17 protein-coding genes are annotated in these 18812 nt (G+C 42.1%); 8 read left to right on the forward strand and 9 right to left on the reverse strand.

Annotation, left to right across the window (positions count from 1 at the left end; genetic code table 11):
* The first annotated feature begins 15 nt into the window (after positions 1-15).
* Together HPK16_RS01360 and HPK16_RS01365 are read left to right on the forward strand one after the other, a co-directional pair.
* Positions 16-699 (forward strand): zinc metallopeptidase, encoded by a 684-nt coding sequence (locus HPK16_RS01360; RefSeq protein ID WP_181675212.1) that lies wholly within the window; start codon positions 16-18, stop codon positions 697-699.
* A 56-nt stretch (positions 700-755) separates the two neighbouring features.
* Positions 756-2012: an aminoacetone oxidase family FAD-binding enzyme gene (locus HPK16_RS01365; protein ID WP_181675213.1), complete on the forward strand. Its 1257-nt coding sequence runs from the start codon at positions 756-758 to the stop codon at positions 2010-2012.
* An 84-nt stretch (positions 2013-2096) separates the two neighbouring features.
* Here the strand turns inward: HPK16_RS01365 and HPK16_RS01370 are convergent, their stop codons facing one another.
* The gene (locus tag HPK16_RS01370; RefSeq protein WP_181675214.1) at positions 2097-3149 is read right to left on the reverse strand and encodes an AraC family transcriptional regulator; all 1053 of its coding nucleotides are present in this window, start codon (positions 3147-3149) and stop codon (positions 2097-2099) included.
* A 189-nt stretch (positions 3150-3338) separates the two neighbouring features.
* Between HPK16_RS01370 and HPK16_RS01375 the strand changes: the two genes are divergently transcribed.
* The 5 genes from HPK16_RS01375 to HPK16_RS01395 are packed head-to-tail and all read left to right on the forward strand — an operon-like array spanning position 3339 to position 8517.
* Positions 3339-5954 (forward strand): family 78 glycoside hydrolase catalytic domain, encoded by a 2616-nt coding sequence (locus HPK16_RS01375; protein WP_181675215.1) that lies wholly within the window; start codon positions 3339-3341, stop codon positions 5952-5954.
* A gap of 43 nt (positions 5955-5997) precedes the next feature.
* Positions 5998-6432, forward strand: a complete 435-nt coding sequence (locus HPK16_RS01380; protein ID WP_181675216.1) for a PTS sugar transporter subunit IIA — start codon at positions 5998-6000, stop codon at positions 6430-6432.
* A 1-nt stretch (position 6433) separates the two neighbouring features.
* Positions 6434-6916, forward strand: coding sequence for a PTS sugar transporter subunit IIB (locus tag HPK16_RS01385; protein ID WP_181675217.1), 483 nt, complete (start codon positions 6434-6436; stop codon positions 6914-6916).
* 3 nt (positions 6917-6919) lie between these two features.
* A complete protein-coding gene (locus HPK16_RS01390; RefSeq protein WP_181675218.1) occupies positions 6920-7696 on the forward strand; it encodes a PTS mannose/fructose/sorbose/N-acetylgalactosamine transporter subunit IIC in 777 nt (258 codons plus the stop codon).
* The gene (locus tag HPK16_RS01395) at positions 7696-8517 is read left to right on the forward strand and encodes a PTS system mannose/fructose/sorbose family transporter subunit IID (protein WP_181675219.1); all 822 of its coding nucleotides are present in this window, start codon (positions 7696-7698) and stop codon (positions 8515-8517) included. Before HPK16_RS01390 ends, HPK16_RS01395 begins: the two co-directional genes overlap by 1 nt.
* Before the next feature lie 52 nt (positions 8518-8569).
* On the opposite strand, the gene HPK16_RS01400 is transcribed toward HPK16_RS01395, so the two are convergent.
* From HPK16_RS01400 to HPK16_RS01410, 3 genes are all read right to left on the reverse strand, one after another.
* Positions 8570-8890: a DUF1801 domain-containing protein gene (locus HPK16_RS01400; protein WP_343064790.1), complete on the reverse strand. Its 321-nt coding sequence runs from the start codon at positions 8888-8890 to the stop codon at positions 8570-8572.
* Positions 8891-9005: 115 nt separating this feature from the next.
* Positions 9006-9998, reverse strand: coding sequence for a serine hydrolase domain-containing protein (locus HPK16_RS01405; protein WP_181675220.1), 993 nt, complete (start codon positions 9996-9998; stop codon positions 9006-9008).
* 6 nt (positions 9999-10004) lie between these two features.
* The gene (locus HPK16_RS01410; protein ID WP_181675221.1) at positions 10005-11639 is read right to left on the reverse strand and encodes an NAD-dependent malic enzyme; all 1635 of its coding nucleotides are present in this window, start codon (positions 11637-11639) and stop codon (positions 10005-10007) included.
* 132 nt (positions 11640-11771) lie between these two features.
* Here HPK16_RS01410 and HPK16_RS01415 point away from each other — a divergent pair, with 132 nt between their 5' ends.
* Positions 11772-12887, forward strand: a complete 1116-nt coding sequence (locus HPK16_RS01415) for an NAD(P)/FAD-dependent oxidoreductase (protein ID WP_181675222.1) — start codon at positions 11772-11774, stop codon at positions 12885-12887.
* On the opposite strand, the gene HPK16_RS01420 is transcribed toward HPK16_RS01415, so the two are convergent.
* The 5 genes from HPK16_RS01420 to HPK16_RS01440 all read right to left on the reverse strand — a co-directional run bounded on the left by HPK16_RS01420 (position 12877) and on the right by HPK16_RS01440 (position 18724).
* Positions 12877-14868 (reverse strand): ABC transporter permease, encoded by a 1992-nt coding sequence (locus tag HPK16_RS01420; RefSeq protein WP_181675223.1) that lies wholly within the window; start codon positions 14866-14868, stop codon positions 12877-12879. The two genes, HPK16_RS01415 and HPK16_RS01420, sit on opposite strands and share 11 nt — an antisense overlap.
* Positions 14843-15613 (reverse strand): ABC transporter ATP-binding protein, encoded by a 771-nt coding sequence (locus HPK16_RS01425; protein ID WP_181675224.1) that lies wholly within the window; start codon positions 15611-15613, stop codon positions 14843-14845. Before HPK16_RS01425 ends, HPK16_RS01420 begins: the two co-directional genes overlap by 26 nt.
* 96 nt (positions 15614-15709) lie before the next feature.
* Complete coding sequence (locus HPK16_RS01430) at positions 15710-16690, reverse strand: sensor histidine kinase (protein WP_181675225.1); 981 nt, start codon at positions 16688-16690, stop codon at positions 15710-15712.
* The gene (locus HPK16_RS01435) at positions 16690-17385 is read right to left on the reverse strand and encodes a response regulator transcription factor (RefSeq protein WP_181675226.1); all 696 of its coding nucleotides are present in this window, start codon (positions 17383-17385) and stop codon (positions 16690-16692) included. The genes HPK16_RS01430 and HPK16_RS01435 overlap by 1 nt, the downstream gene beginning before the upstream one ends.
* A gap of 472 nt (positions 17386-17857) precedes the next feature.
* Positions 17858-18724, reverse strand: a complete 867-nt coding sequence (locus HPK16_RS01440; protein ID WP_181675227.1) for a YitT family protein — start codon at positions 18722-18724, stop codon at positions 17858-17860.
* Positions 18725-18812 lie beyond the last annotated feature (88 nt).

The raw sequence follows: 18812 nt of genomic DNA on the forward strand, positions 1-18812 counted from the left end.
GATGGGATGGATTATATGAGTATTCAAATGTACATTATTTATTTTCTGATTGTCGCGTTAATACCTTTATGGGCGCAATATCGTGTAAAGAGTACGTATTCGCATTATTCGAAGGTAGCGATTCGTACAGGATTGACAGGTGCGCAAGTGGCACGCCAAATTTTGGATGCGAATGGTTTGTCGAATATACCGGTTAATGAAACTGGCGGCGTATTAAGCGATCACTATGATCCACGAAAAAAAGCTGTTTTCCTATCTTCGGCCAACTTTAACGGTCGTTCGATTGCAGGAACAGCAGTAGCGGCGCATGAAGTGGGGCACGCGATTCAGGATGCGCAAGACTATACGTTCATGCGTTTTCGCTCGGCGCTTGTTCCAATTACGATGTTTAGCTCGAATGCCTCTTGGGTGTTTTTAATTATCGGGATGTTGGCGACCTTGCCTAACTTGATGCTTATTGGTATTGTTTTAATGGCAATCGGTGTCTTGTTCCAATTGATCACACTGCCAGTTGAGTTCGATGCCTCTAAACGGGCGCTCGTGCAGATTAACCAATTAGGCCTTGTTGATTCAGCGGAATTACCGCAAGCTCGTAAAGTACTAAGCGCAGCCGCGATGACATATGTTGCAGCCATGGCAGTAGCTGTTTTAGAGCTTTTGAGATTAATCTTAATTTTTACAGGTATGAACCGAAACTAGATTTTAAAAAGCGCTCTGTGATGGGCGTTTTTTGATGGAAAAAAGGATGGGGTATTGTGGATTTTGATGTGATTGTTATTGGTGGTGGTCCGTCGGGTTTGATGGCGGCAATCGCGGCGGCGGAGAAGAATAAGCGGGTATTACTCGTTGAAAAAGGTCCAAAACTAGGTAGAAAACTGATTTTGTCTGGTGGCGGGCGTTGTAACGTGACGAATCGCAAACCGGCGGATGAAATTATCAAGAATATACCAGGAAACGGGCGTTTTATGTATAGTCCATTTTCGGAGTTTAATAATGAAGATATCATCGCCTTTTTTGAGAAATTAGGGGTGGCTTTGAAGGAAGAGGATCATGGCCGGATGTTCCCGGTGACGGACAGCGCACGTTCGGTGGCTGATGCGATGATTTCACGGCTTGATAAGCTGAACGTGAAAATTTATATGAAGACGCCAGTGAAGCGTGTGAACTATCAGGACGGGCAGGTTGTGGGCATTACGCTTGCGGATGGACAAGAAATTGGTGCGCAAGCGGTGATTGTGGCTGTTGGTGGGAAATCAGTGCCACGGACAGGTTCGACGGGAGATGGGTATACGTGGGCGCGCGAGGCTGGGCATACGATTACGGAATTATATCCGACAGAGGTTCCGATTACATCGCGCGAGGCCTTTATCAAGAGCAAGGTGCTGCAAGGTATTTCTCTACGTGACGTGGCGCTCTCGGTTCTAAATCCAAAAGGAAAACCGATTATCACGCATCAAATGGACATGATCTTCACGCATTTCGGTGTGTCGGGTCCAGCAGCATTGCGCTGTAGCCAATTCGTGATTCAAGGATTGAAGAAATTCGCGGTTCCTGAACTAACGATGATGATTGACTTTTTCCCAGATGTATCAAAAGGGGAATTGGAGCAGGAAGTGATGGGACTCGTGAAGGATAATCCTAAAAAGGCTGTCAAAAATGCGTTGAAATCGGTAATGCAAGAGCGGATGTTATTGTTTTTATTGGAACGTGCGGAAATTGATATCGATGCTGATTGTATTTCGGTTGCACAGAAAAAATGGCAGACATTCATCGAAACATTGAAGAAATTTACATTCCAAGTGAACGGCACGCTCGATTTCGAGAAGGCTTTCGTGACGGGTGGTGGTGTTTCTGTGAAGGAGATTATGCCGAAAGAAATGCAATCAAAGTTGATGCCTGGTCTATTTTTCTGTGGTGAAATATTAGATATTAACGGGTATACGGGTGGTTATAATATTACATGTGCCCTTGTGACAGGGCGTTTGGCTGGAGTCAATGCGGCATTGCGCTAATTTTGAAAGGTGGAGAGAATTCTCTGCCTTTTATTTTTTTTGATGCAAGTACTATAGGACGGCAGTTTACGCCATAATAATATATTATTCTTCTTCTATCATTTTTCTATACGTATTGCGATAATTGTTTGGCGTACAATGGAAGGTTGTTGTGAATTTTTTATAAAAGAAAGTCAGGTTTCGATAGCCAATTTGCTGACAAATTTCTTCGATGGAATAAGTTGAATTTTTAAGCAACGCACATGCATGGTTGAGACGGATATCTTGAATCATTTTCATGAAGGTGCTGCCCGTTTGTTTTTTTAGATAGCGGCTGAGGTAACTGGCGTTGAAATTGAAGTGGGTTGCGACTTCTGCCAGCGAACATGTTGCATAATTTTTTTCAATGTATTGTAGGATGTCACCAATATATTGTTGATTGGTACTACGGTATTCTAGCGATTTTTTTTGTGTATAGGATTTTAATAGCTCAGAGAAAATGATGATCATGTAAGCGTTAATAGCATCTAGTGAGTAGGATACTGGGTCCAAATAATACACTAATAATCCACTAATCGCATCTTGTAATATTTCGCTATCTTCCGTAGTGAAAATAATATACTGATCATGGCTGTGCGTCTCGGAAATTGATCGGACGGCAAATTCTGCGATGATATTATTAGAAGCTAGGCGGTTTAGCATATTAGACGAGAAGTACTCTTTTTTCATTAAAATATTCACTAAAATATCAGAATCGGAAGTGTTGGAGATTCGATGTACAACATCTGTGTCCAAAATACATAAGTCCCCTTTTTCTAAAATAAGTGTTGTATTATCAATAGTGATATGAGCCTGTCCATTGTAGACATAGTTAATTTCGATAAAATCATGGGAATGTAGCGGCGTATAGGCATAGCGGTTGTGTTTAAATACTAAAAGGGGTGAGGTGCGCAGATGTGTCGATATATGTGTGTGGGACTCAATCGCCTTTTGTAAATGCTTTTCAAATGTATATTTAAAAACACGATCCCCCATTTGATTTGTATAGACATCAAAATCAGAATGATCATCCATTGATTCCGATGCTGGCTTATTTTTGAAAAATTTTTCTCGTTCTGTTAATTGATACAGATAATGATTGATTTCGTTTTTTTTCATGATAAAATCCTTTCTGTGTAAAAAACGGTTAGTCAAATTGTCTTAAAAAGATATTATAAAGTGTGGAGGATTTTGCTACAATGGATTTGTTAGCGTTATCATTACTTTAATTCCTGCATCTGAAAATGTCAATATACGATTTGATATGGGACACAGATTTTTAAGTGGTTAAAAATGGGAGGGTTGCACGTGAAAGAAAGAAACAAGATAAAAATAAATGGTCTGACTATGCCTCTTGCCATCGATATCCGTGAAGAAATTTCCATTGATTGGAGTCAGGAGAAGATAGGTCAGAAGCAGTATCGATTAGAAGTTATGCACGAAGAAAACTGTATTTATCAAGAGAAAAAGCAAGAGGAAGGTAGAAAGAGGACAGAGATTCGCCTGCCATCTCTACCAACGCATACAAGCAGAGAACAATTCACTATAAAGCTAGATGTGGAAGACGAAAATGGACAATCAATCAAGTTGGAAAAAGAATTCTATTCCAGCAATCCACGAATTGAGGCGGCTCATTGGATTACCCGTTTAGATAATCCAATTCAAAAAGAGTATGAATATTTTAATGAAGAGCGAAACCTTATTTTAGAACGGTCATTTTCAGTAGAAAAAAAGCCAGCAACTGCTTTTATTGATCTTTCGGGATTAGGTTATTATACGTTAAAGGTTAATGGTAAGCGTGTACATGATACGTATCTTACGAGTGATGTAACGAATTATGACCGCGTCGTTTATTATGATACTTTTGAGATTAGCGAGTATCTTTTGGATGGCGAAAATAGGATTCAGGTGGAATTGGGAAATGGTTGGTATAATCCAGCGCCTCTTCAGATTTTAGGAAAGTACAATATTCGGAAGCATTTAGCCATCGGGAGGCCATGTCTCCTAGCTCAGCTGACGATAAATTATGGCGATAACCAGACGATAACGATAAACACAGATTCAGGCTGGCAAGCAAGGTTTGGTCAGTTATTAGCAAATGATGTCTATATAGGGGAGACGTTTATAGATACGGTTGAACCGCGAGATGCTAAAACAGTCATTATTTATGGCCCAAACGGTCAATTAATACCTAGTAAAATACCCAAAGTTAGACGAAAAAAAGAGTTTAGGCCAAAACTGTTGAAGCAGCAGAGAAAGGAACAAATCTATGACGTAACGGAATTGATTTCGGGGCAGATTTCTATGGACATTAGCACATCGTTTGTAGGAACGCTAAAGGTGAGTTTTGCTGAAAAAATAGATGACGAGCAAGAAATGGATTTTACGACAAGTATTAGTGGCATTTACGGTGGGCAGGATCGACAAAATCGCGATAATCCGATTATCCAAATGGATTGTATCCGCAAAACAAAAAAAACAGCGCTTCACTTTGAAAATGAATTTACTTATCATTCTTTCCGCTATTTAAAAATCGAAGTAGAGGATTGTGAGGTATTTCCAGAAAAGTTAATTAGTAATCTTGTGGCATATAAAGTGCATACAGATTTAGAAAAAATGGCAACATTCACCTCATCGAATCAGAACTTAAATGCGTTATGGCAAGCTGGAATGAACACGAAATTAAACAATATCCATTCTTATTTTGAAGATTGCTCGCGGGAGAGATTTGGATATGGCGGGGATATCGTGGCTTTGCTGAATTCACAATTAGTTTCCTTCGATGTACGAAATTTATTGGAAAAAGTTTTTGTTGATTTTGCGAATGATCAGACTGTGCACGGAGGCATTACTCAAACAGCGCCTTATGTTGGAATCATGACGCATGGCTCTTCGAATGGTGTTGGATCGATTGGTTGGCAATTAGTTTTTCCAAAAATAGCACAAGCTTTACTAACTAATTTTCAAGCGGTCGCAGTGGTTAAGTCTCATAAAGGCAAGTTGGAGAAGCATATCGATTATTTACTAAGCTTTGATTATGATTACATTAAATATTGTTGTCTGGGAGATTGGGGATCTAGCGACACTGTTATGAAAGAGGGTAAAGTGCATACCCCGGATCAGCTTTTCTGCACGGCGACAATGTACGCGATTATTTTACAAGCGTATCTTGATTTATTTGAGAAACTGGATCCAAACAATTTTCGCATAGAACGGCTATGTGATAGCATTGCAACGGTAAAACGTGAAATTGTGGAAGAATTTTATCACGAAGCAGGATTTTTTGCTTCTGGTACGAAATCAAGCTATATTTTTGCCCTGTATGGCGAATTAGTTGGCGAAAATAAAGAACTAGTGGAGCGGAATTTGCTAGCCTTACTTGACGAGAAACAGTGGATTTTAACAATGGGGATTTTCGGGATGTCGTGGGCGTATGAATTATTGCCAACCTTAGGACAAAATGCGAATATTTTTCACTGGCTGACAAGTGATGCAACAGAAAGTTACCAAGGAATGTTAGAAAGTGGAAATAGGGTTCTTAGTGAGTATTTTCCTGTGACACCAATCACTACTGTTCAAGAAGAGTCATCGATTAATCATGCGATGTTTTCCTCATTTAGCACGTGGTTCATTCAAGAATTAGTTGGCTTGAAGTTAAGTGGAAATCAAGGTTCTCTGACCATTCAACCTTTTTTTGCGGAAGGATTGAGCGATGTTAGTGGGGAAATCAAGTCGGATTACGGCGCTATTAGCTTGATTTGGGAACAACAGTCCACGGAGACGTACGTTGTGAAAGTTAAGATCCCGGTAGGCATTTCTTTTGAAGTGAAAAAGGAGGAAGAACAAGCGATTATAGCGCAAGAAGAAAAGCTTGTAGACGGTATTCGCGAATTAACAATCAACTATCGAATTGTTAACCAGTAGTAGCTAGAGGTTTTACTATCATACAAGAGGAGGAGAATGCTAAATGGAAGAAGAAATCGCTTTAATTTTAGCTAGTCATGGAGATTTTGCCAAGGAGGCATTGAATAGCTTAGAAATGATTGTTGGGCGACAAGCGAATGTAAGTACTTTGTCATTGTATCCTGGAGAGGACTTGCCAGATTTCACGAAAAGAATGGACGACGCCTATCACAAATTAAATCACGAAAAAGGCACTATTATCCTCTGTGATATATATGGTGGAACACCGAGTAACGCTGCAATGGCCATGTTGATTAAATACAAGGAAGAAAAAATTGCCGCTTATTCAGGATTGAATTTGCCAGTTTTATTAGAATTATCTGCATCTAGAAATAAGAAATATATTGAAATCAAAAAAGTTATGGAAGAAACAGCGAAATTAAGCTGGATGGAACTAAAAAATAATAAAAACAACAAAGTAATGGAAGGTGGGCTCTGAAATGGGAATTGAATTAGTAAGAATTGATGATCGCTTGATTCACGGGCAAGTAGTGACAACATGGGTAAAGCAAAAAGAAATCGAGCAAATACTAATTATTAACGATAAAATAGCGAATGACGAGGTTCAAAAATCAGTTTTTGATATGATGGCTCCGCAAGATGTGAATGTTCGGACTTTTGGAGTCGAGGAGTTTATTCAAATAACAAAGAAAACCCAGATAAAGAGGAAAACATTGTTATTATTGACAAATCCAAAAGATGTATTAGATCTAAAGGTAGGCGAAGTTTCTTTTTCAGAATTAAATCTTGGTGGGATGAAATATACACCGGAACGAAAGCAGTATACAAAATCCATTTCTCTAACCGAGGAAGATAAAGTAGCTTTGAAAAAATTATCGGAATTAAACGTCGCTATTTCTGTTCAAATGATTCCCTCAGACAAGCCGATTCTACTGCCTGAGTTGTTAGGGGAGGAGGAGTAGTAGATGCTGTTTGAATGTATCTTATTAGCGATATGGGCGGGGATTTGTACCGTTGATGAAAGGACTTTTTGGTTTGGTACGCCAAAAGCGCTCATAGCCGGGTCTGTCGCGGGTATCATCATGGGCGATATAACAACGGGTTTAATTATTAGCGGGACATTACAGATGATGTGGCTAGCTAATTCAGCTATTGGGGCTTACATACCTCCAAATGAAGCTACTGGATCCATTATTGGAGTTGCGATTGCGATTATGTCTGGTGGCGGGCTTGCGACGGGATTAGCAGTTGCTATTCCAACGGCGCTATTGTGTCAGCAGATTATCATGCTAACGAATACGTTAAATATTATTTGGATTCATAGAGCAGACAAGGCGGTGTCAAGCGGAGATTTTGATAAGGTAGCGCGTTATAATTTATTAGGGATTCCGTTAAGTTTTGTCGCTGGAGCAATTCCTGTATTTGTCGCTTCTTATTTCGGTGGTCCTGCAGTCGAATCCGCTCTAAAATTTATTCCAGAGCAAGTCTTTGCTGGTTTAACGGCTGCAGCTGGAATCATTCCAGCAGTCGGTATGGGAATGTTACTAATGATGATGATGGGGAAAAACATGTGGATATTTTTACTCTTAGGCTTTGTATTCGCCGCCTATCTTGATTTGGGAACAATTGCTATTTCTATACTAGGTATTTGTTTTGCTGTACTGTATGACTTAATTATTAATAAAAATGAAGAACCGAAAAAACCAGTGAATGCAACTGTAGATGAGGAGTATGATCTTTAATGAGTGAGATAAATGAGCAAAAAATCACTAAATCTGATTTGAATAAGGCGTTTATCCGGTCTAATTTTCTGATGGCGTCGAGTAATTTTGAACGGATGCAAGCTCTTGGCGCATATTACTCGGTAGTTCCGGCGTTAAAAAGAATCTATGCAGACCGGCCAAAGGAGGAGCGTGTAGAAGCGATTAGAAGGCATCTGGAATTTTTTAATACGAATCCGTATGTGTACGGACCGATTTTAGGGATAACGATGGCGATGGAAGAGCAGACAACGGAGGCGGAAAAAGAGCCTGTTATTTCTGTGAGAACAGGACTAATGGGGCCACTTGCTGGTCTTGGAGATAGTTTGCTAGCTATGACAGTAGTTCCTATCTACATGAGTATTGGTGCAGGTCTAGCAATCGAAGGGAATCCCTTGGGACCAATTCTTTTCTTTGCATTGTTCAGCATCACCATATGGCCGATAAAATATAAAGGCTTGTTTTTAGGCTACAACAAAGGATCTTCACTGTTGACAGGAGATAATAGTAGTAATATTTTAAGAAGAATTTCCACAATGGGGAATGTTGTCGGAATGATGGTAGTAGGCTCTTTAATCGTTTCTACGGTTAAAATAAAGACTCCGATTGAGTATTCTGTCGGAAAGTCTACCTTTAAGTTGCAAGAGATGATTGACGGCATCATGCCAAATTTCTTCCCGTTATTAGTAACCATATTAATCTATGTATTATTAAAAAGGAAAAGTGCTAAGAATGCAGTCGCTATCATATTGGCGATTATGGTAATTGGGATGACGCTCTCTATATTGGGAATTTTAGGCTAGTTGAAAAAGGAGATCAGAGTTATGACGTGTTTTATCATTACTCTGATCTCTTTTATTTTTTCATGGTCATTTCGTATTGTTTAATCCAGTCATCTACGGTGACTTTACTTGCTAGTTCGCCAATCAGTTCGTATGGGATTTTCTTCGGGTTTGTGAATCGAATACAGCCTTTGCCCATGTTGAGTTTGGTGGTCATGTGTTTAGGATACTCGGTTTGGAACCAGTCTAAAAGGGCTTCGTCGCCGAAAATTCCCATGTGATAGACCGCGATGTGTTGCTTTTGCGCTGCGATGGCGAAAAAGGGAAGCGAAAGATTTGAATCGCAGTGGTAGCCATCGGGGTAACGGGATTTTGGAACAACGTAGGAAGGCATGCCATATTGTATTTCTTTTTCGAAACCGGCTGAATGTTGGCATCCACCACGTGCATGAGTTTAGCGAAGGCGTCTTTTTTATCGGGTGCTATGTCATCTATATATTCTTCGATTGTCATGTTTTTCCTCCTAAGTCTTGCATGAATTGTTCTACGATTTCGTCGCGACGTTCTAGAAAAATCGCATTATCTCGGCTCGGATGTACGCGGTTTGTGAGGACGATCAGCGCTGTTTTGTGTTGCAAATCGATGACGATGAAAGTGCCTGTGAAACCGGTATGATAGATGGCAAAATGGTCCGTAGATGGGACTAAATCCCAGCCGAGGCCGCGTGAACGATTTAAATCTGGCGTGTAGTTTTTCGCGATATTGGTGATGCTTTCGTTGCTAAGAATTGGTTCGCCATCGTGGAGTAGTGCTTTTGTATAATGAATCAGGTCTGAGAGATTGCTGAATAAGCCGGCGTGACCTGCGACGCCGTCCATTTGCCAAGCCTTGAAATCGTGGACGGTACCTGTGATAACGCCGCGATTTGGGTGGTCTTCGGTTGGGACGCAGGATTCTGGTGAAGTGGGATGGTAGCTCGTGTTTCGCAAGGCGAGCGGAGTCAAGATGCTGCGAGTGACTTGCGCTTCTAAGTCGCCGCCTAGTTTCTCCACGATATAGCCGAGTAGTAGAAAGTTCGCGTCTGCATAGGTGACATCTGTTCCCACCGGATTCGCTTGTGGCGTCGCAATACAGTAACGATAGACGTCTTCTTTTGACGCGATGGTATACGCAGGGATGTTTTTTGCCAAACCAGAACTATGTGTTAAAAGGTGCAAAATCGTGACTTCCGGATAGCGAAAATCTGGTAGGAAATCGCAAACTTTATCGGATAGTTGCAAGCGTCCAGCTTCGATATGTTGCAAAACCAAGGTTGTCGTCGCGATGACTTTCGTTAAGGATGCGATATCGTAGACGGCGTCCGGCTCTAGTATTACTTTTTCAGGGATGAGTTGTTTCATACCGACAACGTGTTGTTTTGTGCGATGAGGTGTGATGATAGCATAGGAAATGCCGGGCACAATGCCGTCGGTGACTAGTTTTTTTAATCGCATATCCAACATGGGCGTTCACTCCTTATATTGAGGAAGCCAAATTGCTTCATTGACAGCTTCCAGTGGATTTGAAATCGCACGTTTATTTAATCTGAGTTCGATCGTTTTTTCCACAACGGCTAGCGTAACAGCATGTGAAGTGTCGCGTAATGTTGCAACTGGTGGGAGTAAGGCCGCGCCGATTGTGCTGACATCTTGAACTTGCGTGGCAACCGCATGACTGGCAGCTGCTAACATGTCGTCCGTAATTTCGCGAGCTTCGGTAATCACTGCTGCGAGGCCGAGCCCAGGATAAAGTAGCGCGTTGTTAGCCTGCCCGATAAAATAAGTATGCCCATCAAACAAAACTGGCTCAGAAGGGCTCCCAGTCACGACAAGCGCCTTGCCTTTTGTCCAGGTGATTAAATCGTGTGCAGTAGCCTCAGCAAGTTTCGTGGGGTTCGACAGCGGCAAAATGGCAGGGCGTTTGACATGACGACTCATTTCCAATACGATTTCCTCTGAAAAAGCGCCAGTTACGCCAGAACAACCAATCAGCATCGTCGGTTTCACGTGTTGCACAATCGCGAGTAAGTTTGTTAATTTCTTTGCAAAATCGGTAGTGTCACGCGCATATTTTTTCTGTCCGGAAGTTAGGTTTGGCAAGTCGGATGTCACCAATCCAGGGCGATCCACCAAGTAAAAACGAGCTTTTGCTTGTTCGGCGGTTAAGCCTTCATTGGCGACCATTTCCGCGACCAGTTGATCCGCGATACCGATGCCCGCCGTCCCAGCACCGAAAATCACAATTCGTTGCTCGCTCAGCGGTAAGTTCGAGACGCGCGTAGTAGCGAGGGCCGCCGCAACAACCATCGCGCCAGTTCCTTGAATATCGTCGTTAAATGTACATAATTCCCGACGATACGTTTCCAAAATTCGGCTTGCGTTGTCTCGTCCAAAATCCTCCCAATGAAGGACGGCTTTTGGGAAACAAGTTTTGACGGCAGCCACAAAACGGGCGATGAATGCATCATAAGCAGGTGTCTCTAGGCGCGGCGTCCGACAACCTAAATAGCGAGCGTCGGCGCGTAAGGCTTCATTATTCGTACCAGCATCGATGACGATCGGCAATACACAATCTGGCGCAAGCCCCGCCGCAACCGTATAGACCGCCAATTTTCCAATCGCAATGCTGACCCCGTTCAAGCCCCAATCGCCAATTCCCAGAATACCTTCTCCATCCGTCACGACAATCATCTTTATCTTCTCAGGATTCGGAACATTATTCTGGAAAACCGCTGCCAAATCAAGCGCACTATCTGCTTGTAAAAAAAGTGCATCTTGCGGATTTTCCCAGTTTTCATGGTATTGCATCACCGCGTCTCCAATCGTTGGGGTATAAATAATCGGCATCAATTCCGCCACATAATCGATGACTACTTTATAAAATAGCGTCCGATTCTCACTATAAAGCGTCATCAAAAAAAGATGTTTCTCGATGGGTGTCGTTTTTTTATGTAAAGCGGTATAGACACGCGTTGCTTGCTGCTCTAACGTCTCAATCGTCGCAGGAATTAAGCCATCTAAGCCCCATTCTGCGCGTTCCTCCGCTGTAAACGCCGTACCTTTATTTTGGAAAGGGTCATTTAATCGTGCATATCCATTCATCATTTTGCATCCTACTCCTTTAGTTATCCTGTCTATATTCTACACTAGAAGTAGCTAAAAAATCGACTAATTTCCCTGCACTTGTCAGAAATGTTCGGAATTTGTATAATGAGGGAGTGAAGTGGGGTGCATAAAATGGAGAAAATCGTCATTATTGGCGGAGGAATCGTGGGCATGACGGCGGCCTATTTACTCGCCAAGCAACAAAAAGAAGTCATCGTCATCGATAAAAAAGAGCCAGGTCAAGCAGCGGCTGCAGCGGCTGGAATTGTGTGCCCGTGGTTATCGAAGCGCCGCAATAAAGTATGGTACGAACTGGCTAAAGAGAGTGCGCGCTATTATCCGACATTCATTCAAGAACTCGCGCAAGATACGACGCTGAATACAGGCTATAAAAGGCTTGGGGCGTTGTGTTTGCGAGAAGACGTGAAGAAGCTCGAGGAACTGGAACAAATCGCTATTAGTCGTCGTGTGGAAGCACCAGAAATCGGTGAAATTAAACGGCTATCAAAAGCAGAAACGAAGGCAAAATTTCCGATTGTAGACCCAAGATTTGGAGGCGTTTTTGTGAGTGGAGGTGCCCGTGTGGACGGGAAATCGCTCGTTTTGGCGCTAGCCGACGCGGCAACGAAGTTTGGTGCTAAGATTATTCGTGATAAGGCACAACTCGAAAAGCACGGGGATGTCATCCATGTTTTAGTTGGTAACGAGGTCATTATCGCCGACAAAATAATACTCGCAGCAGGAGCTTGGTTGCCAGAATTGTTGCAACCACTCGGACTCCAAGCCGCGATTCATCCGCAAAAAGGGCAATTACTGCATCTTCAATTGGAGGGCATCGACACAAATGAATGGCCAGTCGTATTGCCGCCAAGTGCGAAAAGTATTGTACCGTTTGATGATGGTCGGGTAATCATCGGCGCCACACACGAGAACGAAGGCGGTTTTGACTTGGAGCCAACGGAGGCGGCTGTCGAAGAAATTTTAGAAGAAATTGCGCGTTTTGCACCGGCTGTGAAAACGGCAAAACTGGCGGAAATCCGGGTAGGTACGCGACCGTTTACACCAGACTTCACGCCAGTTATTGGTGCCTTGCCAACTGCAAAGCATATTTTTGTAGCGAATGGGTTAGGCTCATCAGGACTCACCACAGGGCCATATGTTGCCAAAATTCTTGTTGATTTGATTCGAGGGAAGACACCAGAAACCGATATAGCTGATTTTGATCCAAGCCATTCGATTACTTCATGATGCGACGAAGCTGTTTCAAGTATTGATATTTCACAAAGAAGTAATAGACGGCTTGGACAACGATGAAGATACCAATGACGATACCGACATTTTGCCAAATATTGAAATCAAGTAAGTTTTGCAGGGCGAGGAAGGCTACGAGTGAATGAATGACTGCCACGAAAAGTGGTAAGAAAAACATGACCCGTAGTTGCCTCGCTACAATTTTATGCAATTCTGGTTTCGTTAAACCAATTTTGAATAGCATTTTGTATTGTTGCTCGTCCCGCTTCAAATCACTGTGCAAACGCAGGTAGATGAATCCAGCCGAGAAGGTGTAGAATACAGCGCCACACAGAACGGTGAGCAAGAGAAGGAGACCATTGATTTGTTGCATACTTTGCCACTGTACAGCGAGCGATTCAAAGCCGGTAAATATCCCTTTTGTGGTATCTTGGTTCTTTTCGTTCCAGTTTTCCATATAGGAATTGAGCTTTTTCGCAGAGGTTGCTGTGCTCTCCCAATCATCGGTATGAAAAATACTGTACGGGATTTTCGAATTATAGTTATCCTCTGCTTTTTTATAACGTGCCTCTGATTCTTGCCAGAGAATATCGATATCCGCTTGATTGGCAAGTACTATCACATTGGGCATGTCGCTTGAACCAGTGCCATATGGAAAGCGATTTATTGGCACCACTTTTTCAACAGGGAGCAGGATGTTTTTATTTGAAAACTGGAATTCTATCTTTTTGGGAGCGTCTTTTTTCAAACTTGTTTCGCTGAGATTATCCGTTGGGAGCAAGGCGATGGTTCCAGCTGGTATCTTTATTTCCGCTTCATTTCGCAAGCCCATCAACGCATTATAGTCCTCTATAGACAGGAAAGTATAGAATGTATCGGCATTGTCAGATAATTGATAGAAATGCCCTTGAGCTCTTTTATAGGAATCATTGTGGAGCGTTTTTTCTGTATAGGAAATGATATCCTTACTAACCGCATCCTGCCCATAAGCTTTATACGTAATCGCATAAGGATTTTCCGACATCTCCGCAAGCCCGCTGCTACCAATCGCTGAACTTGTTCCCATCGCTGTAATCGCCGTTGCAGAAATAATTGCGACGATAAAAAAAGTGCTCACATTATCGCGCATTTGATAGATTAACTCTGAAAAAGTAAGCAGATTCGTGCGTTTAAAAAAGAAGCGTTCTTTCTTGCGCAAGCGTGTCAGCACAAAAACAAGCAACTGACTAAAGAAGAAATACGTGCCGATTATGACCAGAATGACGCCAGTGAAAAGTGGTGGAAGAGTAAACGATTCACGATTTGCAAATATAAGAACGACGCCATATCCTGTTACAATAAGAACCAAAGCAAGCAATGCGATATACCAGGCCGCCTTGATTTCCTTTTTGGGCTCTTTTTGTGACGCAAGTAAAGCTTTTAGATTATTAACACGAATTGTAAAGGAAGTCACGAAAGAAATGACTAAGAACATCAATCCGAAAACGCCAAACGTAAGCAAAATCGGCTGCCAAGGGAAGTAAAATGGCAATGTTTCCGTTAACGCTAAAATTTTAGAGCAGATGAGCAAAATAACCTTTGAGAAAATAAAGCCAAAGATAACCCCGCAAACGACCGCAGAAAGCCCCGCTAACATGTTCTCCCAGAAAATCAATTTAACCAATTGTTTCTTATTGATTCCTTGAATGAGCAATAGTCCAAACTCTGCTTTTCTAGTCTTCAAAAACGTACTTACAGCATAAAAAATAGCAAAAGCTGAGAAAATAACGATAATTACCTGTGAAATCTGAAAACCAATCATGGCAAAATAACTCATGGTCTCGCTAGAAGAATCAATATTATCCTTAAATTCGGGGTGAAAAACAAGTAAAGCATAGACAAAAAACATCGTCACCGCGAAAAAACTAGTAAAGAAATAAGGGCCATAAACTTTCGGATTACGGCGAACATTATTAATGACGAACTGGCGGAATGACATGTTGTTTTCCTCCTAGTAACGTCAAAGTGTCCATGATTTGCTGATAGAAAACAGTCGTATTATCGCCGCGGTAAATCTCGTTGTACAGCGAACCATCTTTAATAAATACAACACGATCACAAAACGCGGCGGCTTGCGGATCATGCGTGACGAGCAAAATAGTAGCTTCTTCGTCCTTATTCAATCGGCTGAGCAGTTGCATGACTTCCTCACTATTTTTAGAATCCAAATTTCCCGTAGGTTCATCCGCTAAAAATAATTTCGGTTCATGAATCGCAGCCCGCGCAACGGCTGTTCGTTGTGATTCGCCACCTGAAATCTGATACGTCCGCTTATCTAAAATCGGCGTGATACCAAGTTTTGCAGCAATTACATCTAATTTTTCGTTCATCGTTGCTAGCGGCGTGCCATCTAATGTGAGTGGTAGCAATATATTTTCGCGTATCGTCAGTGTGTCTAATAGATTAAATGATTGGAAAATGAAACCGAGTTCCTTCCGTCTAAATTCGGCGAGTTTGTCAAAAGATAGGGTATAAGGATTGGCGTCATGTATTTGTACCGTACCGCTTGTTGGTGGATCAATGGTAGCAATCATATTGAGCAGTGTTGTTTTCCCACTACCAGAAGGGCCCATAATCCCAACAAATTCCCCTTTTTCGACCGATAAATCGAGATTTGAAATCGCTTGATATTGCACATTTCCTGTATATATTTTATTGACTTGTTCTACTTTTAAAAGTGTCATAACAAGACCTCCTCTTTCATTTATAGGACTAGTTTAGCAAACAAATGGGGAAGGGCGGTATCGATTCTAATGACAAAAGCTTACGTTGTTGTAAGTTTATTTTTGGATGGGAATCCGAATAAGAATCGTTGTGCCAGAGCCAATTTCAGATTCAACGGTGAGCTGATAACCAAGTTTCTTACATATTTCTGATACGAGGAAAAGCCCCATACCTGTGGAATGCTGGTATTTTCGGCCGTTTTCACCAGTGAAGAAAGGACGAAAAATGCGTGGAAGGTCGGATTTTTCGATGCCGATACCGTAATCTTGGATGGTCAGCAAATAGCCAGTCGTCTCTGTGATGGCTGTTATTTCGACGTTACTTCCTTTTTGTGGAGAGTATTTAATCGAGTTGGAGAGTATTTGCCCCAACATGAAAACGAACCATTTTTTGTCTGTCTCTAAAAATAGATCTGGACTGATATCGACTTTTGGATAGAGGTGATTTCTAATAAAAAGTCGTTTATGTTCGTTGATTGCTTCGGTGGCAAGCGTTTTCAAGTCTGTGTGCTCGACAACGAAATCATTCTCAAACGTTTCGAGGCGTAGCGTATACAGGACGGTATCAAGGCCTTGCTTGATTTTATCTGTCTCTTCTTGAATGCTGCGTAGTGTTGGATCAGACTGATTTTGCGTCATAAGTTCGATGACTGATACGGGCGTCTTCATTTGATGGACCCATTGGTTGATGAAGATGCTGCGATCGGTATCTTTTGCGCGCCATTTCTGCAGGTCGATTTGATAGGCATGGTATTGTTGCGCTAAGTAGCTTTCAAAGGCCTGGGTGAATGGTGATCCTTCGTCGGGATGAAATTCTGATGCCACGATATCGGCTTGTTCTAAGCGTTTAAAGACGCGACGATATCCGAAGTAGCGGATAGTTAGGAATAAAATACCGAGTACTGCCCAGAGAAAGAGGATATAGATGGCGAGGCGAGTATTTTTATAGCCGTCTAGCCAAAAAATGCCAACCGTCGAGAGGGACAAAATGAGTGCGAATAGCAAGAAAGAAAGGTGACTACGAAAAAATAAGCGCATTATGATTCCTCCTTGTAAACCCACTGATAACCGTAACCACGAATAGATTTGATCGAATCTTTGACACCAAGATCCAGCAGTTTTTTGCGAAGTCTAGCAACATTGACACTGAGCGTATTATCGTCAATAAAAGTGACTTCATCCCAAATTTCTTCATATAGAAGATCGCGATTTGCAACATTTGGAGCGGTTCGCCAAATGACCTCAAGTAGTTTCGCTTCATTTTTGCTAAGTTCAAGCGTTTTTCCAGCACGCTCTATCGTGAATTTTAAAGGATAAAAAGAGAGACTGCCTTCATGGAATTCAGGTTCGTGATATTGATTGGCAAAATCGCCATAGACGCGTCGTAATTGGGCACGGACTTTTGCAATAACAACTTGGTAGGAAAACGGTTTTGTTATGTAGTCATCCGCTCCGTTTTCAAGTGCCATAACCTGATCGAGTTCGCCGTCACGTGCAGAGATGAAGATAATTGGGCAGACCGAGATTTCACGGATTTTGCGACACCAAAAGTAACCGTCATATTTCGGCAAATTGATATCGAGTAGGACGAGGTGTGGGGTTAACTCTTCGAAAAAAGGCATCACGTCATCGAAATCGGTTGTGATATGTGCGTCTAGATTGTATCGGCGTAGGTAATCTTGTAGTAGCGTTGCGATTTTTGGATCGTCTTCAACGATTAGTATTTTTTCCATGGTTGTGGGCTCCTTTATTGTGGGCCTTATGAAGCATCTTTTGCGGAATTAGAGCCTTAATATGAGTGCGAACGCAGTGAGCATTCGTTCGTTAAAACGGCTCGTAAGATGCAAAATAAGACTTATTTTTAAAACATAATGCAGAATTTTTTTAGTGGGGTAGGCTGGTTCTTGGGTTTGTTGAGGAATCATGTTTTTTTGTCGGGTTTAGCGTCTTGGTTGGCGCTACCGGATCCGGCATTAAACGGCCAGACTCCTCGAAAACTTCACGCTCTCCACAAAAAGCAAGAGTAGCTTTTTACTGCGACCGCTCCAGTTTTTATCGGAGCTAACGGGCCGTTTCAGCACTTCATCAGATCCGGCTGAAACGGCCAGACTCTCGAAATTTTCGTGCCCTCCGCAAAAACCAAGTACGGGTTTTCACTGCGGCCTCTAACAAATTTTTTCGAGTCTAACGGGCCGTTTCAGCACTTCATAATAAAGGTTTCTTATCCTCATCTAACGTAAACCCTTCTCCCATCACATCGTGCACGACGGAAACGGATACGAAGGCGTGGGGGTCTGTCGCGTTTACAATGTTTTTTAGCTGGACAATCTCATTTTTTGCAACGATAATATACAGCACATCTTGGTCTTTTTTCGAAAAGCCGCCGCGTCCTTCAAGCACTGTCACGCCTCGGTTCATCGCTAACATGACATGCTCGGCAATTTTGTCATTGTGGGCGGAAATAATGAGGGCACCGCGGGCGGCGTAGGCTCCTTCTTGCATGAAGTCAATCACGCGAGCACCGATGAAAACAGCAACGAGTGTATACATCACTTGCCGAACATCTAAATAAGATAGCGAAAGCGTCAACACAACGGCATCAATCGCAAACAAGGTCCGTCCCATACTTACGCCTTTTTTACGATGCAATACTTGGGCAATGATATCGCTACCACCCGTCGTCCCACCGTAACGAAAGACAAAGCCAAGCCCAATCCCCGTAAAACCACCAGCAAAAAGCGCCACAAGTAAAAGATCATCATGGAGATCAAGACGGTACGGTACGCGCTGGAAAATCCATAATGATAGCGATAATCCGATTGTTCCAATAATTGTATAAACCAGCGCACGATTTCCGAGAATTCGCCAACCTATGAAAAATAGCGGAATATTTAAAATGAGGTTGGAGTAAGCGGGATCAATCCCTGTAAAATGTAGTAATAGTAAGGTAATCCCAGTTAAACCGCCTTCTCCAAGATCATTTGCGATATTGAAATTGACGAGGCCAAAGCCATAAATCGTTGTCCCAAGTAAAATAAATACGATATTTTTAGTACGAATATCTTGCCACACGGACTATCACTCCCTTTTTTATAATACTGTAACAATTTTATTTATAGACGTAGCAATGATTTCTTAGCTATAATGAGTATATGGAACA

The organism is Paenilisteria rustica, from assembly GCF_013820765.1.
Lineage (GTDB): Bacteria > Bacillota > Bacilli > Lactobacillales > Listeriaceae > Listeria_A > Listeria_A rustica.

Coding starts and splice junctions, on each gene's coding strand:
- HPK16_RS01415 (WP_181675222.1), top strand. CDS start 11,772: ATGGAGAAAATCGTCATTATTGGCGGAGGAATCGTGGGCATGACGGCG.
- HPK16_RS01370 (WP_181675214.1), bottom strand. CDS start 3,149: ATGAAAAAAAACGAAATCAATCATTATCTGTATCAATTAACAGAACGA.
- HPK16_RS01420 (WP_181675223.1), bottom strand. CDS start 14,868: ATGTCATTCCGCCAGTTCGTCATTAATAATGTTCGCCGTAATCCGAAA.
- HPK16_RS01435 (WP_181675226.1), bottom strand. CDS start 17,385: ATGGAAAAAATACTAATCGTTGAAGACGATCCAAAAATCGCAACGCTA.
- HPK16_RS01380 (WP_181675216.1), top strand. CDS start 5,998: ATGGAAGAAGAAATCGCTTTAATTTTAGCTAGTCATGGAGATTTTGCC.
- HPK16_RS01360 (WP_181675212.1), top strand. CDS start 16: ATGAGTATTCAAATGTACATTATTTATTTTCTGATTGTCGCGTTAATA.
- HPK16_RS01430 (WP_181675225.1), bottom strand. CDS start 16,690: ATGCGCTTATTTTTTCGTAGTCACCTTTCTTTCTTGCTATTCGCACTC.
- HPK16_RS01390 (WP_181675218.1), top strand. CDS start 6,920: ATGCTGTTTGAATGTATCTTATTAGCGATATGGGCGGGGATTTGTACC.
- HPK16_RS01400 (WP_343064790.1), bottom strand. CDS start 8,890: ATGCCTTCCTACGTTGTTCCAAAATCCCGTTACCCCGATGGCTACCAC.
- HPK16_RS01395 (WP_181675219.1), top strand. CDS start 7,696: ATGAGTGAGATAAATGAGCAAAAAATCACTAAATCTGATTTGAATAAG.
- HPK16_RS01385 (WP_181675217.1), top strand. CDS start 6,434: ATGGGAATTGAATTAGTAAGAATTGATGATCGCTTGATTCACGGGCAA.
- HPK16_RS01425 (WP_181675224.1), bottom strand. CDS start 15,613: ATGACACTTTTAAAAGTAGAACAAGTCAATAAAATATATACAGGAAAT.
- HPK16_RS01405 (WP_181675220.1), bottom strand. CDS start 9,998: ATGTTGGATATGCGATTAAAAAAACTAGTCACCGACGGCATTGTGCCC.
- HPK16_RS01410 (WP_181675221.1), bottom strand. CDS start 11,639: ATGATGAATGGATATGCACGATTAAATGACCCTTTCCAAAATAAAGGT.